Here is a 17,097-nt window from a genome sequence, read left to right as displayed (position 1 = left end):
CATCATTCTTTCATAGTTTTTCTGTATCTTAAAGCTATACTAATTGATAATGAAAGGACTCGTATTATGGCAAAGATCATTATTTACAAGCCCCGCAAAATCAAGTTGATGCGCCAGGCTGTTGAGCGTTATCTAAACTATAAAATTGTTAAACATAATTAGATTTTTTAGCCAACCAAAAGTGAAGTGCCTCATAATTGTTAGACATAAAATCTAATAATTATGAGGTATTTTTTTATGACCAAATATTCGACTGAATTAAAAATTGAAATTGTTTCCAAATATTTAAATCATGAAGATTCAATAAAAGGTTTAGCTAAACAATATAATATTCATTGGACTCTTATTCGTAGGTGGGTTGATAAGGCTAAGTGTCAAGGTTTAGCTGCCTTATCTGTTAAACATACTAAAACTACTTATTCTTCTGACTTTAGGCTAAATGTGGTACGCTACTACTTAACACATTCTATTGGAGTTTCAAAGGTAGCGGCTAAGTTTAATATTAGTGATTCTCAAGTATACAATTGGGCTAAAAAGTTCAATGAAGAAGGATACGCTAACAGAAAGGTCGGCCTAGGAAAGTGCCTAAAAAGAGTAAGAAGACAACTAAAAAGTTAGAACTTAGTGAAAAGCAAAAGTATGAAGAAAAAATTCTTAAGCAGGAAGCTGAATTAGAAAGACTTAGAGTGGAAAATCTTGTCTTAAAAAAAGTGGCTGCCCGATATCCACGTTATCCAACAAACAAAAAACACAATTAATACAGGATATTCGGGCAAAACACCATCAAATTAAACTTAAGGTCTTATTTAAGGTGCTTAAATTAAATAGAAAGACTTACTATGACAATGTAAAAAATAGAATTAATCAAGCTGATAAGTATGCTTTAGTAAAAGAGAAGATTCAAGAAATCTATTATGGCTATGAAGGACAAGAAACATATGGTTATCGTCCTATGTGGGGAGCGTTAAGAGATGAAGGATTTAAATTTTCTCTAGAAACAGTACGTAAGTTAATGAGAAGTTTAGGAATAAAAACAACAATTTATCATAAAAATACTGGTAAATATAGTTCGTATAAGGGTAATGTAGGAAAGAAAGCACCAAATATCCTAAATCAAACTTTTGATGAAACTATCCCCTATAAAGTTCTTCATACCGATGTAACCGAATATAAACTAACTAACGGCAAGAAAGTTTATATTTCTCCTGTAGTAGATAAAGCTTCTTTGGAGATTCTAGCTTGTGCAGTAAGTTACTCTCCTGAAATGAAAACTATTTATAATATGCTAGATGAACTAGCAGATAATCTTCCACCAGGAGCTGCTCCTATCCTTCATTCAGATCAAGGCTTTCAATATCAGAATCCAGGCTATCAGGCTCGACTAAAGAAAATGAATATAATCCAAAGCATGTCCCTAAAAGGAAATTGTCATGATAATGCACCAGGAGAAACGATATTTAATCTAATGAAGAGAGAAAAACTGAATCGACTTAAGATTGGAAGTTTAGAAGAGATGAAGGAAATTCTGAAAGATTATATTTATTGGTTTAACAATGTTAGAAGATCAAACAAATTAAAATACACGACTCCTGTAAAATACAGAAATCGTGTATTATCAAATCTTTAAAATTTTATAAATGTCTAACTTTTCTATGGCACTTCAAAGTGGTTGGCTTTTTTAATTTAAAACATTTCAATAATCTTTTCCATTAGTGGTGTCACTTCTCTATCTTTACGCCATACTAAATTTAAGTGGGTAATCCAGTTAGTATGCTTTACTGGGATAATCTTACTTTTTGCATAAGTAAGGGCGATCGATTCTGGAACTAAAGCTATCCCTAAACCTTTATCCGCCCAGTGAATTGCTGTTCTTGCATCATCACAAGTTACTGAATAGAACGGCCTTATTCCCTGGTGCCGAAAACTACGATTGAATATTTCTTGAAACCTTCGGTATAAAATTATCGGACTATCTTTTAATTCACTAAGATGTCTAATTTCTTTCCTTTCAAAAAATTCCTCTCTTGTCACTGCTACCATGGGTTCTTGATGAAAATCTTTAAAATTTAGTCCTTCAAGATTAAAAGGTGTCCTTACTATTCCTAAATCTAATATTCCATCTTGTAGCTGTTCAACAATGCCAAAAGTGTTTGCTTCATGTATTTCAAATGATACATTAGGATAGTATTTTACTAATTTTTTAAATTGTTCATTTGGGACAACTCCTCCACAAGAAGAAATGACTCCGATTCTAATTTTTCCTAATTCACCCTCTTTAATTTGATGGATTTGGCTTTTAGCAGATATACTCAGAGCAACAATTTTTTCAGCATATTTTTGAAATACTTTTCCCTCTTCTGTCAGTTCTATTCCATGGGCAGTTCTAACAAAAAGCTGTACCCCTACTTCCTTTTCTAATTGTTTTAACTGATAACTTAAAGGTGGCTGAGCAATATATAACTTTTTAGCAGCAGACGTAATCTGCCGCTCTTCAGCAACCACTAAAAAATATTTTAATTGTTTAATATTCATTATTAATACCTTTTAACTTATTATCTATATTTTTAATATCTCCTATCTTAATTTGATATTTTCTTAATAACAAGAACTGCGCTAAAATATTTTAAGAAAATAGAGAATTAACGGAGGATTTTTATGGAAAATAAAGAACTGCAAGGGTTAACCGATGCCCAGGCAGAAGAGCGTCTTAAAAAAGATGGTCTAAATGAAGTTCCCGAACCTGAATTTAATTTCTTTAAAGAATTTATGTCCAAGTTATGGAACTTATCGGCCTGGATTTTAGAAGCAGCCTTATTATTAGAATGCATTTTAGGTAAATGGATCCAGTCCTTATTTGTTTTATTAATGCTTTTATTTGCAGCGTTTAATGGAGCTACACAAAAGAAAAAGTCTCGCAGAGTTCTAAATACAATTTCTCATGAGCTAACTCCAACAGTGTCTGTAAAAAGAAGTGGAAAATGGAAACAAATAAATTCAAAATTTCTTGCTGTTGGGGACTTGATCAGCTTAAAACGTGGGGATGTTTTAGCAGCTGACGTAAAAATTGCTCAAGGACAGATTACAGTTGATGAAAGCTCAATTACTGGTGAATCAAAAGCCATTAAAAAATCTGTTGGTGATACTGCTTATGCCGGAACTACCGTAGTGGATGGGGATGCCCTAGCAATAGTAACGGCAACAGGAAGTAATTCTCGTTCGGGAAAAACTATTAATCTAATCAACAATTCTGCTGCTCCTGGTCATTTACAACAGCTATTAACCAAAATTATCTATTACCTCTGTCTCTTAGACGGTGTATTAACTTTAATTTTAGTAATCGCAGCATTGATTCGAGGACAAAATGTCATTGAAATGCTCCCATTCTTAGCCATGATGTTTATCGCCTCTATTCCGGTTGCTATGCCATCTACATTTGCTTTATCTAATTCTTTTGAAGCAACTCGTTTAAGTAAAGAGGGAGTATTAACATCTGACTTAACTGGTATTCAAGATGCGGCAAACTTAAACTTATTGCTACTTGATAAAACTGGCACAATTACTGAAAACAAGACAGCTGTCTCTCAATGGGACAATCTCAGCAACCTTCTCAATAACGAAGTTCTTGCCTTAGTTGGAGCAGCTACTGATAAACGTAGTCCTAGTATCATTGATTCTGCCATTGATGAATACCTAAAAGAAAAAGATATTAGTCCTGATACTCCGGAAAAATTTGTCCCCTTCACATCTGATACCGGATATTCAATGGCTATTGTTGGTAACTACAATATTAAGTTAGGTTCTTTTAAGCAACTTTCTTTAATAGATAAAAATGCTGATAAAGAAGTTAAAAATATTGATTTTACTGCTGGTCGTTCAGTTGCAGTTCTAATTAATGACAAACTAGCTGGAATATTCATTTTACGTGATAAAGTCAGGTCAGATTCAAAGAAAGCTCTAGAAGAACTTAAAAAACGCGGAATCAAACCAATTATGTTGACTGGAGATAACCGCAGAACTGCAGAAGCTGTTGCTAAAGAGGTTGGCTTAAAAGGAAAAGTTATCTCAATTCACGATTTCAATGATAAAACTGACGTTAATGATTTAGCCGGAATTGCTGATGTTTTACCGGAAGACAAGCTTAAGATGGTTAAACTATTCCAAAAAGATGGCTATATTGTGGGGATGACTGGTGACGGAGTTAATGATGCTCCCGCATTAAAGCAAGCTGAAGTTGGAATTGCCGTTTCAAATGCTGCTGATGTTGCTAAACGAAGTGGTAAGATGGTTCTCCTAGAAGATGGTTTAACTCCAATTGTTAAAATTCTTGATGCCGGCCACAGAGTTTACCAAAGAATGACAACCTGGTCATTAACCAAATTATCTCGGACAGCAGAACTAACAATGCTTTTAACATTTGGTTACCTATGCTTTAACTATATTCCAATGGCATTAAATGCAATGGTTATTTATACCATTATGAATAATATGGTAACTATGATGATTGGAACCGATAATACGCATATTACCTATAAGCCTGAAAGTTGGAATATGCTTAAATTAGCTAAGATTGCTTTCTCTCTTGCTGCAGGATGGACTGTAATTGGTTTTGGCTTTGTTTGGTACCTTGTATCTCACCACTATACTCAAGGAACTGTTTCTACAATGGTTTATGTTTACTTAGTTTTAAGTGCAATGTTGATTGTATTAATTACTAGAACTAGAAAATTTTTCTGGCAGTCAGCTCCATCAAAATCAGTTGCTATAGTTCAAATTATTGATGTCTTGCTAACTTTTGCTTTAGCATTATTGGGTTTAGCTATGACTCAAATTAGCTTTGCAAATCTTGGCTTAACCATAATTGTAGCTTTAATTGCAGCAATTATAATTGATTTATTCTATCAACCAATTATGAAAAACAAGTAATAACCCATACTAAATCCATAGAAAAATAGGTTACTTTGATATGTTTATCAGAGTAACCTATTTTTAATAAACTTTAGTTTTTATATGTTTCCTTAATAAACAGCACACAAACTGCTGCTAAAATACCCGAAATTCCTGCAGTCAGCATCATCGCCGGCATTGAATATTTCATTAGTGGAAATAGTATAAAGCTTAATAATGAAGCAATTATTTGAGGTAAGCAAATGGAACAATTAAATAAACCTAAATACGTCCCCATGTGTTTACCGGATAAGGCATTAGAAACCATAGTTAGTGGATAAGTGTTCATAGCTGCCCAAGAAATTCCAATTAAAATAAATGATACAATCAAAATATTTTGAGAATGGATAAAGAAGATGGAACCATATCCTATTGCTCCTAATAATAAACTAATACCATATCCAACCTTATGATGATCATTTGGCACCTTTGCCAAAACATATGACCATATCACTGCGGCAATTGATTGAACAGCTGTTAAAACCCCAAACCAGTTTCCGGCTAATTGATAACCAGCCGAAGATGGATCTGTTACTTTCCAAACATTTTCTGCAATTGCACCTGTAGCATAAGTTGATAAATATTGGAATGAAAACCAACAAAATAATTGTACTAATGAAACTTGCCAGAAAACTTTAGGTGCCTTTTTTAACAGTTCAAACCAGTTTCCGCCTTCTTTGTTATCTTCTTCTTTAATACCATGATAACGAGCATAAGTTTTTGGATCATATTCATGAACTTTTGTTACGGTTAACAAACTTGTAATGACAAGTATTGTAGCTCCTACATAAAATGAAATTACAACTGATTGAGGTACTACACCCTTTTTAGCAGTATTAGCAACTCCTAGAACTGTTAATAGAAATGGGAAAAATGCTGCAATTACTGCACCTGAATTTGAAAGCATACTTTGTATACCATATGCATATGATTTTTGCTCATCATTAACCATATCACCAATCATCATTTTAAATGGTTGCATAGCCATATTTGCTGCTACATCTAAAATTGCAATTGCAATAGCTCCAAATACTAATGCTTCAATAGAGCCATATCCTAAGCCTAAACTCCCAATGTTTGGCAAAAATAACATCATAATCACTGCAAAGATCATCCCAATTAATAAGTAAGGTAATCTTCTTCCACCAAGTTTTGGAGCCCAAGTTCGGTCAGAGAATGATCCAATAGCTGGCTGTACCACTAACCCAGCCAAAGGCGGTAAAATAAAGAACCACCCTAGCTTAGTTGGATCAGCTCCTAAGGTTTGAAAAATTCGACTCATTTGTGATGTTTCAAGAGTAAAAGCAATTTGAATACCTAAGTACCCAAAATTAATCATCCAGATCACACTTTTTGCAAGTTCTGGTAAGCCAGATACTTTGTTATTTTCATCCATAATTTTCTCCCTCACTTTTCAGCTAAGCGCTTTCAATAATTTTATATTAAGCAAGAGTGAAAATGCTTTCAATACAGGATTAATTGTTACCGGTAACTGAATACATAAAAATGCTGATACCATTACAAAAAAGTAATAAATATCAGCATTTCTAAATAATTTATAAGTGAAGTTCCTTATATTCTCTTATACTCTAAAAAGTCGTAATCAAATTTATTATTTCCATTTGGATGATGACTTTCGGAATTTACTAATTTAAAGTCTTCGTACTTTAGTTCCGGCATCCATGTATCACACTTAAATATATGGTGAATTTTTGTCTTTTCAAGAACATCTACTTCATCCTTAAATTCTTTAAAAACTTCAGCACCCCCAATAATATCAATTGTTTCTTCAGTGTGATCTTCGATCCAATTTTTCAACTGTTTAATTTGTGAAAAAACTTTAACTCGTGAATTATCTTGATATTTACGTTGTAAAATTGGATTAGTAGAAAGGATGATATGTTTTCTTTTAGGAAGTAATCCTGGAAAACTATCAAATGTTTTTCGTCCCATAACGATAATATGATTACTAGTCAGCTCTTTAAAATGTTTTAAATCAGCGGGCAAATGCCAGGGCAAAGCACCTTGGTAACCAATACGTCCATCCTCATCTTCTGCCCAAATAAATCTAATCATTGTTCTTTCCTCAACATTTAAACGGCTACCGGCGCCTTAATAGTGCCATGATGCCGGTAATTAATTAACTTGATATCTTTCATTTCAAAATCCTGTACTAATTTTTTATCCGGATTTAGCCAAAGCATAGGAGCATCATATGCAGATCGATTCAATAATTCTTTAACTTGGTTAAAGTGATTCTTATAAATATGAGCATCCCCTAAAGTATGAATAAATTCACCTGGCTTTAGACCCGTTTCACGTGCAATTAAATTTACTAGTAAAGCATAACTTGCAATATTAAACGGTACACCCAAAAACATATCTCCGGATCTTTGATACAGCTGTAGGCTTAAACGACCATCATTAACATAAAACTGAAACAAAACATGACATGGAGGTAAAGCGGACGTTGGTACATCTTCTGGATTCCATGCACTCACAATTAAGCGGCGAGAGTATGGTGTTTTCTTAATTTGATCAATTACATTTTGAATTTGATCAATAAAACCACCCTCACGTTTCTGCCAATGTCTCCACTGGGCACCATAAACATCTCCTAAATTTCCATACTTTTCTGCAAAAGTTTGATCTGCTAGGACTTTTTGATCAAATTTTTTCATTTCTTCTTGATAGATCTTTTTAAATTCTGGGTCCTCTTGACTTCTAAGACCAAAATTAGTCATATCTGGGCCCTGATACTCATTACTCTTTACCCAATTTTTGAAGGCCCATTCATCCCAAATGTGATTATTATGTTCTAGCAAAAAACGGATATTAGTGTCTCCCCGTAAAAACCATAATAATTCGCTCTTAATAAGTCCAAAAGGTATTTTTTTAGTAGTTAAAATCGGAAAACCATCATTTAAATCAAATCTCATTTGGGCTCCAAACAGGCTTCTAGTACCTGTTCCAGTTCTATCTTCCTTGTCATGCCCTTCATTCATTATTTTACTTAGTAAATCTAAATATGGTTGCTCTAAAGTTGCCATTTTATTTCTTCTTTCTATTCCGCATCTTCATCTTAAAATACCATATATTTTGTGTATTGGTAAATACAAACACTACATTTTGTATATTCATCGGTATGGTAGAATTATATATTATAAACTTTTGGGGGAATTCTAATGATTTTAACTTGGGACATAATTAGAAGGATAATCGAAATTCTTTGGTTAATTAATGTTGGGCTAGCAATTTGGACTGTTTTTCGTAGTCATCGTGACATTGCTTCTACTTGGGCCTGGCTTTTGATTTTATGTATCTTACCGTATGTTGGATTTGTTTTATATTTATTTACTGGCCGACAATTATCACACGATGATATTTTCTCAATTGAAACTGAACAGAAAAAAATTCGTGATCATTTTCTTAATGAACAAAATAGGCTATTACGAATCCATGACTTGCTACCAAGTAAATCTCAGAATCCACGTGCAAGACGGCTAGTAGAACTAAATTTAAACAATGATGATGCCCTTTTAACTTTTAATAACGAAGTTGAGACTTTTATCGACGGACAAGTTTTGTTTCCAAATCTTATAAAAAATATTGAGGAAGCTAAAAGAAGTATTAATGTAGAATTTTATACATTTTATGATGACCAATTAGGAAATCAGGTCTTACAAGCTTTAGAAAAAGCAGCCAGTCGGGGCGTTAAAATTAGAGTTTTATATGATGCAAGCGGATCTCGTGGTACACGACCATCTTTTTTAAAAAAACTTCGTCATTTAGGAGGAGAAGCGCAACCTTTCATTTCAACAGCTGGAAACCGTCTTTTTACTACTCCTCGTGCTAATTACCATTTACACCGTAAATTAGTAATCATTGATAATAAAATTGGCTATATTGGAGGGTTCAATATTGGCGATCAATATATTAATCGAAGTAAGAAATTTGGACACTGGCGTGATACCCATTTACGCGTAGTAGGGCAAGCAGCCTTATTAATGGAGATTCGCTTTGCGATGGATTGGAATACAAGCTGCCGTAAATCTCATCTTCCAAAATATAATATTGATAGCTTAATTGAAACATTTGAATTAAAAGTAGTTCAATCTAAAGACTTGGTACCAATGCAAATTGTTTCATCTGGACCAGATAATAGTCATTTTGGTATTCGGCGAGCTTATGAAGAAATAATTGCTCAAGCACAAAAATATGTCTACATTCAAACTCCCTACTTAATTCCAGGCGATTCAATCCTAGAGGCTTTAATTATTGCAGCAAAAAGTGGTGTTGATGTACGAATTATGATTCCTTCTATGCCTGATCATCCCTTTGTCTACCGGGCAACCGAATACTACGCAAAGTACCTAGTTAATCAAGGAGTTAAAGTTTATAAATACGATAATGGATTTATTCATGCGAAAACTATGGTTAGCGGTTCTAATATTGCTTCAGTCGGATCGGCAAATCAAGATTTTCGTAGTTATCAATTAAACTTTGAAGTAAATGCTTTTACATGTAGCCCAGCTCTCACCAAGGAATTAAAAGAAATTTTTGAAGAAGATTTAAAAGAGTCAACTTTACTCACAAAAGAGTACTTTGACAAACAATCTCATTGGCGTAAATTTAAACAATACTTTTCAAGATTATTATCACCAATTTTATAAAAAAAGAGACATCCTCAATTTTTAGTTGAGTATGTCTCTTTTTCTTATTTATTCTTCTTCATCAACTACAGTAACAGTTTTTCTTTCTTGATATGAATAATATATCCAAGCGATAACACCAAATGCCACTGGTCCAATAGCGGTCCAGAATGAAGTTGCATAATCACCAGTAAATAATGGCTCAATACAAGTAAAGACGATTCCTACTGCTACTACAAGCCAAACAACAATTGTTACGGCCCACACACGTTTTTTACCCTCAATAAAGATAAATGGACGATCGATATCTTTTTTCATCTTAAAGAATGGATATGCACCAATCAAGAACAAATATGGTGCAGATGAAGAAACGTTCATCATATCCATTAAAATAGTATAGAATTGACCGGCTGCGTTACCACCAAATGAAATAAATAAAATAATAACACTAACAATAACAGCCTGAAGCCACATTGAACGCTCTGGCATTCCGTGTCGATTTAATTTAACTAAGGATTTAGGTAAAAGTTTTGGATCACAGCCCTCAATAAATGATTTAACAGGTGAATAAACCATTAAAAATGCTGCTGAAATTCCTGCTAAAACGTCAGCCAATCCAGCAAAACGGGAAAAAGCAGATCCTAAAGCTAATGATGCTGAATGAGAAAGTCCAAATGCTTTACCTGTTTCAACTCCCAAATTGTTAATTAAAACATATTCAACATTAGCCAAATCAACATTTTTACCACTTAATTGACTGCTCCAGTTAGCAGCTACACCACACATCAAAATATTTAAAACATATAATGCCGTCATCCAAATCATTGCAGTAATTAAAGCCTTAGGAAACGTTTTTTCAGGTTTATCTACTGAATCAATCACACCAGCTGATGTTTCTAGACCACCGTAAGCAAACAAAGCATAAACAATGAAAGACACAACGGCAATTGGAGATTGGAAAGCCGGATTAGGTGAATGAACTAGTGATTGAGCTGTTAAAGGTTCTGCTAACTTTCCATGATTCAAAAAGAATACTAAAATTGATACCAAAGTAAAACCAATTGTAATGGCTAAAGTAAAAAAGCCTCCAACGTTACTTACAGCTGCAATCTTATCAACACCCTTAGCAGCAAAGAATGTTACGACTACTAAAAATACTACTTCTAAAATTCCTAAAAGTTGTGTTGATGTCAAATTTAAAAAGTGCCAGCTTTGAGTAGTATCATGGCCTGAAATGGCTGTTGATACCGATACTAAGAAAAATTGTGTCGATGATACAAGCCAAACCACCCAAGCAGCTAACCAAATAAAAGTACCGATAAAAGCAGTTTTTTCACTAACTGAGCCTTTAAGCCAAGAAAAAATTCCGCCCTTAACTCCTTTAAAAGCTGCACCATATTCGGCAAAAATTAAAGCTGATGGTAAAAAGAATAAAATTGCGGTTATGATATACCACACAATACTTGCATAACCCATTTGGTAATAGGCTGTTAAAGAATTACTAAAGCCAAAAATAGCTGAAAAGATCATCAGAACTAGACTCTTTAGCCCAATTTTGACTGATTTGTCTTTTTTCATAAAAAACTAAAACACTCCCTCTTTCATACAAACATTAACTATTATGCGCTTTTTGTTAAATTAATACAAAAGAGATTAAAAATAAGCAAAAGAAAACGGAACTCAATCGAGTTCCGTTCAAGCATTAAGCATCACTGTACTTTACTAAAGAATATATGTCTAAATCTGGGAATTGTTCTCTTCCCTTAAGATCAGTTAATTCAATATAAAATGCTGCCCCTACTACTTCTCCGCCTAAGTTTTCGATTAATTCCTTAGTTGCGTGAAGAGTACCAGCAGTTGCCATCAAGTCATCACAGATTACAACTTTTTGACCTGGCTTAATTGCATCTTTATGCATTTCTAAGACATTAGAACCATATTCTAAATCATAAGAAGCACTTTCTACTTCGCGTGGCAACTTATGAGGCTTACGAGCTGGTACAAAACCAACTCCTAATTCTGTTGCAACAGGACAGCCAACAATAAATCCACGGGCTTCTGGTCCAACAATTACTTCTGCTCCACGACTTTTAGCATAATCAGCTAATTCATGGGTAGCAGCGCGATATAATTTCCCATCTTGCAAAATTGGGGTGATATCGCGAAAGACAATCCCCTTATTTGGAAAATCCTGTACACTTGCAATGTGTTCTTTAAAATCAATTGCCATTTAAAGAGAAACCTCCATTTTAGACTCTCATTGAAAAATTAGACCTAGCGGTCTTTGACTTGTATATTTTACCAAATTTTTGCTTTAAAATCAGGCTTAAACCGAACTTTTTAATAATTTATAACTAGTAATGATCACTTCAAATATTGTTTAACATAATTAATCAATTGATTTGATGGCATCGTTCTTAACTGATTAGTAAATTTTATCTGAGAGGATATACTATTAAAATATTTTGAAGCAGTTAGTTTTTTACTTTCGGGATTCTTATTCCCGATAATTTTTCCATCAGTAAATGAGACAAAATTCAATTCAAAAAATACACGTAAAATAAATAAAACAGCTTGATAATCTAAACCAAGATAAGAAGATACAGCCTGGTAATCATCAATACTTAAGTTTGGATGTGCATAGATATATTTTAAAGTTGCACCAAAAGCATCCCTACTTGGCAAAGTATTGATTGGTAATTGATCAAATAAAAAGCGTAAATAAAGCTGTTGATACTTTTTCTCCAAAGCAACATTTAACTCCATTTGATTGCGTGGCGTATCTAATAAAGCTACTACTTCAGAATCTCCATTGTAATCTTTTGCTAGACTAAGCTTTTCTTCAGGGATACCCAATCCATTCCTAGCCCACGGAATAATCTTTTTATCAAAAATCAAATACTTATCAGCAAATCCCATCACATAGTCTTCTTGCCGCATATCAATTACTTGATCAAAAACAGCTAATTTTGGAGCTCCATATTCAATCCCTGCTAGCATCCCTTGAACATTCGAAATATTTTTCCAACTATTAAGAGAAAGAGTAACGTAAAGTTCTTTAATAAAAGGAAGTAATGTTTGATTTAAAAATCCCTTGTTAAAACCAACAATTGTAAGCTTCCCCGCATTTTTTTCTGCTGTAAACTTTACATGATTTTTATCTTTTCCAATTTTAAATAGACTCTTAATATGGGGCTCGCTAATACTAAAAATTGGTTCAGGATTACCTGTTCCAAATGGACCAACCAGATTAATCTCAGCTATCGTATCAGGCGTAACTTCTTTTAAATTTAATTCAAAGTCAAAATCTTTTACATCAAGATCAGTACTTGGTTTAAAACTATCCTCAAAGCGTACTCGTAATTCTTCGAGCTTGTCGGCTTTTAAAGATAAACCACAAGCAAAATCATGACCACCAAATTTATCTAAAAGATCATCCTTCATTGGTTCTAGAGCATCAAACAAATTAAATCCTTCGCTTGATCGGCCAGATCCCTTTAATTCACCAGTTTCATCCTTAGTAAGGACAAGAGTAGGTTTATGCAACTTTTCGACCACTTTGTTTGCTACGAGTCCTAAGACACCTTCATGAAAATCAGGATTATAAATAACTAGAGTATTTCGATGCTGCCAGCCATTCTTTTCAACTTGAGCTAAACAATCGTCATAAACTTTACTTGTAAGTTCTTTTCTCTCATTATTTAATTCTTCAATCCTAGTAGCTATTTTTTCAGCTTGTTCTTCATCATCACTTAAAAGTAATTCCACGGCTAAACTAGCATCTGCCAAACGTCCAACAGCATTTAATCTAGGTGCAATATTAAAGCCAACATCTGTTGCCGTAATTTCTCCCATAGTTAGACCCGCTTGTTTAATCAAAGCGCGCAATCCTGGTCGTTCAGTTTGATTCAGAATATCTAAACCACGTTTTACAATAATATGGCCTTCACCAGTAACTTTTACCATATCGCCAATTGTTCCAATCATGGCCAAATCTAATAGCTCAGGCATTGTATCTTGCATTAATGCACGGCAAATTGTATACGCAACCCCTGCTCCACAATAATCATCAAATGGATATTTCTGGCCAGGATAATTACAGTGAACAGTACTGAAGGCTGCTGGTTTTTGATCTTGAAAAGTATGATGATCAGTTAAAATCACATCGACACCATGTTCTTGAGCGTACTTTATTTCTTCAACACCAGTTACACCATTATCCACAGTAATAATTAACTTAGTTCCATCTTCTACTATCTCTTGATAGCGACTCATGTTCGGTCCATAACCATCTTTAAATCTATCTGGAATAAAAAAATGAACATCGGCACCCAAAATTTCCAAAGTATCCATCATGATACTAGTTGCTGTGATTCCATCCGCATCATAATCACCATAGATGGTTATCTTTTCACCATTATCAATTGCTTGATTAATTCGATCAATTGTCTTTTCCATATCATGCATCAAAAAAGGATCAGCTAGATCATTTTCGTCTGCATTTAACCAAAAATCTAATTTTTCTGCAGTATTTATCCCTCTTAAAGCAAAAAGTTTAGCTTGAATATCAGTTAAACCATAATCCTTAATTAACTCTTGATCTAAATTAGTTGCTTGTCTTTGTTGCCATTTCATTATTTTCTAGTTCACCTAAATCATCTATAAACATCTAAGTTTCTATTATAGCAAAAGTTAAAAAGGATTTACTTCCTTTCAATTAAGAAGTAAATCCTTTTATTTAAGCTTGAACACTTGAAGGTTTTTGTCTGTTGCTGGTTCTTCTGCAATTAATTTTCCTCTAATTGCCCAGCGATTAACTCCGCCATCAGCACAAGTAATTAAAGTAACAATATTTTCCTTAGTATTATCAACTAGCCAAACCGCAGTTGGATCAACAATTTTTTTCATATATATTCGATAGACATAAATCTTATCTAGATTAGTCAAATATACTCTTTCACCTATTTTAGTGTTTTCTAGTGGTGAAAATAATACTCCCTTAGCAGTCATATAGTGTCCAGCTAACGGATAGTTTCCCTTTCCCATCACTTGATCAGGTCTCATAGTTCCTCCGCCAGTTGACATGGCATCGTCGCTTAACCCTTTCATAATTGGTAAGTACATGTTTACGCTGGGAACCGCAATCGCGCCAATTGCATCCGCTGTATTATTGACACGCGATTTTGTTACTTGACCAAAGTCGATTTCCTCTACCTTAGAAAAATCAAACATTCCTTTTTTCTTTTGATTCTTTTTAACAGTTTCTTTATTCAACTTTTTTAAGGCAGTCGTTTGATTTTGTCTAACCATCATATCTCGGATCTGACTATTGAAAATCATCCCTAATCCGATAATTAATAAAATAATTGCAGCAATTCTAATGATCCAAGTTTTCTTGGAATTATTTTTCTTTGTTTGTGCCATTTTTTCTATTCCTTAATTAATTGATACTGTTATAAATTCTAACACAAATTTAGAAAAAGAATATCAATTACCTTAGCAATAGATTTTACGTAGACTTTACGTGGATTTATATTTTAATCAAAAAAAGACGCACCAAAAGCCTTGGTACGTCTATAAAGTCATGTTATTTATTTACCTTTAATGTCGTCATCGTTCATTTTTAAAACAGCCATAAATGCATCTTGAGGCACTTCTACTCTACCAACTGCTTTCATTCTCTTTTTACCACGACGCTGTTTCTCAAGCAATTTTGCACGTCGATCAGGGTCACCGGTATGAATCTTCCAAGTAACATCTTTACGATATGGTTTAATGGTTGCACGAGAAATAATTTTAGCTCCAATGGCACCTTGAATATCAACTTCAAAGTTCTGACGCGGAATTAATTTCTTCAGCATTGTTGTCATTTGACGAGCACGATTTTGTGCTTCTTCACGGTGTGCAATAAAGCTGAGAGCATCGATAGGTTCTTTATTAAGAAGCATATCAATTTTAACTAAGTCCGTTGCACGATAACCAGTTATCTCATAATCAAGGGATGCATAGCCCTTAGTTGAAGATTTTAATTCATCAAAGAAATCATAAATAATTTCGGCTAATGGCATATTGTAAATAACATTTACTCGATACTTATCTAAGTAATCCATAGTTACAAATTCGCCGCGCTTTCGCTGACATAATTCCATTACTGGTCCCACGAAATCATTTGGCACCATAATTTCTGCTTTAACATAAGGCTCTTGAACTTCCTTATATTCACCAGCATCAGGCAAATCAGCTGGGTTGTCAATCAGCTTAGTTGATCCGTCGTTCATAATAGCATGATAGTCTACACTTGGTGCGGTCATGATTAAATCCATGCCAAACTCTTGCTCGAGTCGTTCTTGAACAACGTCCATATGAAGCAATCCTAAAAATCCACACCGGAAACCAAAGCCCAAAGCTTGAGATGTTTCAGGTTCAAATTCTAAGGCAGCGTCATTCAATTGTAACTTTTGAAGCGCTTCTTTCAAATCATCGTACTTTTGATTGTCAACTGGATACATACCAGAGTAAACCATTGGTGGAATTTGACGATAACCTGGAAGTGGCTTTTCAGTTGGATTTTCAGCACTAGTAATGGTATCACCAACACGAGTTTCACGAACTGATTTGATGTTAGCAGTTAAATATCCTACGTCCCCAGCAATAAGCATATCTTTTTTAACTGGATGTGGGCTTGAAACACCTACTTCTGTTACTTCAAATTCTTTTCCAGTATTCATAATACGAATTTTATCGCCTGGTTTAACCGTTCCCTCTTCAATTCGAACAGATAAAACAACACCGCGATAATCATCATATTTTGAATCAAAAATCAAAGCCTTTAATGGGGCATTGAGGTCACCGTCAGGTGCAGGTACTTTTTTCACAATTTCTTCTAGTAATTCAGGAATACCTTGACCTGTTTTTCCTGAAACTTCTACTGCATCTGAAGCATCAAGACCAATCATCTCTTCAATTTCATTTTTACACATTTCGGGATCAGCTGATGGTAAATCGATCTTATTAATAACTGGTAAAATTTCCAAGTCATCATCAATAGCTAAATAAGTATTAGCCAAAGTTTGTGCTTGTACACCTTGAGTGGCATCTACTACTAAGAGTGCCCCCTCACAGGCCGCTAAAGATCTTGAAACTTCATATGAAAAGTCTACGTGGCCTGGAGTATCAATTAAGTGAAAGATATATGTTTCACCATCTTTAGCATGGTATTTTACTTCTACAGAATTTAGCTTAATAGTTATACCACGTTGCCGTTCTAGTGGCATATCGTCAAGTAATTGATTTTTCATTTGACGTTCAGAAACAGTATCTGTTAATTCTAAAATACGATCTGCAATCGTTGATTTTCCATGATCAATATGGGCAACAATTGAAAAATTTCGAATATGTTTTTGATAATCTTGTAATTTTTTTATATCCATGTTCTCACCCTTTTCGCTTTATTAATTATATCAAAGGCCTACGACTAGATAAAATTCTTAATGCAACATTT

The 17,097-nt window shown here is 33.9% G+C and carries 11 protein-coding genes and 1 pseudogene; 3 read left to right on the top strand and 9 right to left on the bottom strand.

Translation table 11 applies throughout. The annotated features are described in order from the left end of the window. Positions 1-237: 237 nt before the first annotated feature. Positions 238-1,627 (top strand): annotated as a pseudogene (locus GTO82_RS03935) (IS3 family transposase). Positions 1,628-1,683: 56 nt separating this feature from the next. Here GTO82_RS03935 and GTO82_RS03930 read toward each other — a convergent pair. After that, positions 1,684-2,532, bottom strand: coding sequence for a LysR family transcriptional regulator (locus GTO82_RS03930; RefSeq protein ID WP_180873848.1), 849 nt, complete (start codon positions 2,530-2,532; stop codon positions 1,684-1,686). Positions 2,533-2,655: 123 nt separating this feature from the next. Here GTO82_RS03930 and GTO82_RS03925 point away from each other — a divergent pair, with 123 nt between their 5' ends. Then, positions 2,656-4,923: an HAD-IC family P-type ATPase gene (locus tag GTO82_RS03925; protein ID WP_180873846.1), complete on the top strand. Its 2,268-nt coding sequence runs from the start codon at positions 2,656-2,658 to the stop codon at positions 4,921-4,923. A 73-nt stretch (positions 4,924-4,996) separates the two neighbouring features. Here GTO82_RS03925 and GTO82_RS03920 read toward each other — a convergent pair whose 3' ends face one another. The 3 genes from GTO82_RS03920 to GTO82_RS03910 all read right to left on the bottom strand — a co-directional run bounded on the left by GTO82_RS03920 (position 4,997) and on the right by GTO82_RS03910 (position 7,994). Next, positions 4,997-6,340, bottom strand: a complete 1,344-nt coding sequence (locus tag GTO82_RS03920; protein WP_135014165.1) for an SLC45 family MFS transporter — start codon at positions 6,338-6,340, stop codon at positions 4,997-4,999. Positions 6,341-6,516: 176 nt separating this feature from the next. After that, the gene (locus GTO82_RS03915; protein ID WP_094497042.1) at positions 6,517-7,020 is read right to left on the bottom strand and encodes a dihydrofolate reductase; all 504 of its coding nucleotides are present in this window, start codon (positions 7,018-7,020) and stop codon (positions 6,517-6,519) included. Positions 7,021-7,037: 17 nt separating this feature from the next. Continuing rightward, on the bottom strand, positions 7,038-7,994 hold the full coding sequence (locus GTO82_RS03910; RefSeq protein ID WP_180873844.1) for a thymidylate synthase: 957 nt from the start codon (positions 7,992-7,994) through the stop codon (positions 7,038-7,040). Between the two features lie 135 nt (positions 7,995-8,129). Here GTO82_RS03910 and cls point away from each other — a divergent pair, with 135 nt between their 5' ends. Continuing rightward, positions 8,130-9,617, top strand: a complete 1,488-nt coding sequence (cls, locus tag GTO82_RS03905; RefSeq protein WP_180873842.1) for a cardiolipin synthase — start codon at positions 8,130-8,132, stop codon at positions 9,615-9,617. Between the two features lie 48 nt (positions 9,618-9,665). Here the strand turns inward: cls and yjeM are convergent, their stop codons facing one another. The 5 genes from yjeM to lepA all read right to left on the bottom strand — a co-directional run bounded on the left by yjeM (position 9,666) and on the right by lepA (position 17,026). After that, on the bottom strand, positions 9,666-11,174 hold the full coding sequence (gene yjeM / locus GTO82_RS03900) for a glutamate/gamma-aminobutyrate family transporter YjeM (protein ID WP_023599493.1): 1,509 nt from the start codon (positions 11,172-11,174) through the stop codon (positions 9,666-9,668). Positions 11,175-11,298: 124 nt separating this feature from the next. After that, positions 11,299-11,826: an adenine phosphoribosyltransferase gene (locus tag GTO82_RS03895; protein WP_004897152.1), complete on the bottom strand. Its 528-nt coding sequence runs from the start codon at positions 11,824-11,826 to the stop codon at positions 11,299-11,301. Between the two features lie 134 nt (positions 11,827-11,960). Beyond that, the gene (gene recJ, locus GTO82_RS03890; protein ID WP_180873829.1) at positions 11,961-14,231 is read right to left on the bottom strand and encodes a single-stranded-DNA-specific exonuclease RecJ; all 2,271 of its coding nucleotides are present in this window, start codon (positions 14,229-14,231) and stop codon (positions 11,961-11,963) included. A gap of 99 nt (positions 14,232-14,330) precedes the next feature. After that, on the bottom strand, positions 14,331-15,020 hold the full coding sequence (locus GTO82_RS03885; RefSeq protein WP_004897150.1) for a class A sortase: 690 nt from the start codon (positions 15,018-15,020) through the stop codon (positions 14,331-14,333). A gap of 167 nt (positions 15,021-15,187) precedes the next feature. Then, entirely contained in the window at positions 15,188-17,026 is a 1,839-nt protein-coding gene (lepA, locus tag GTO82_RS03880) for a translation elongation factor 4 (protein ID WP_087713086.1), read from the bottom strand. Positions 17,027-17,097: the final 71 nt, after the last annotated feature.

The sequence above is a fragment of the Lactobacillus johnsonii genome (assembly GCF_013487865.1).
GTDB classification, from domain to species: Bacteria; Bacillota; Bacilli; order Lactobacillales; family Lactobacillaceae; genus Lactobacillus; species Lactobacillus johnsonii_A.
Note: the sequence above shows the minus strand (reverse complement) of the source record. Positions and strands in the feature narration are given on the sequence as shown.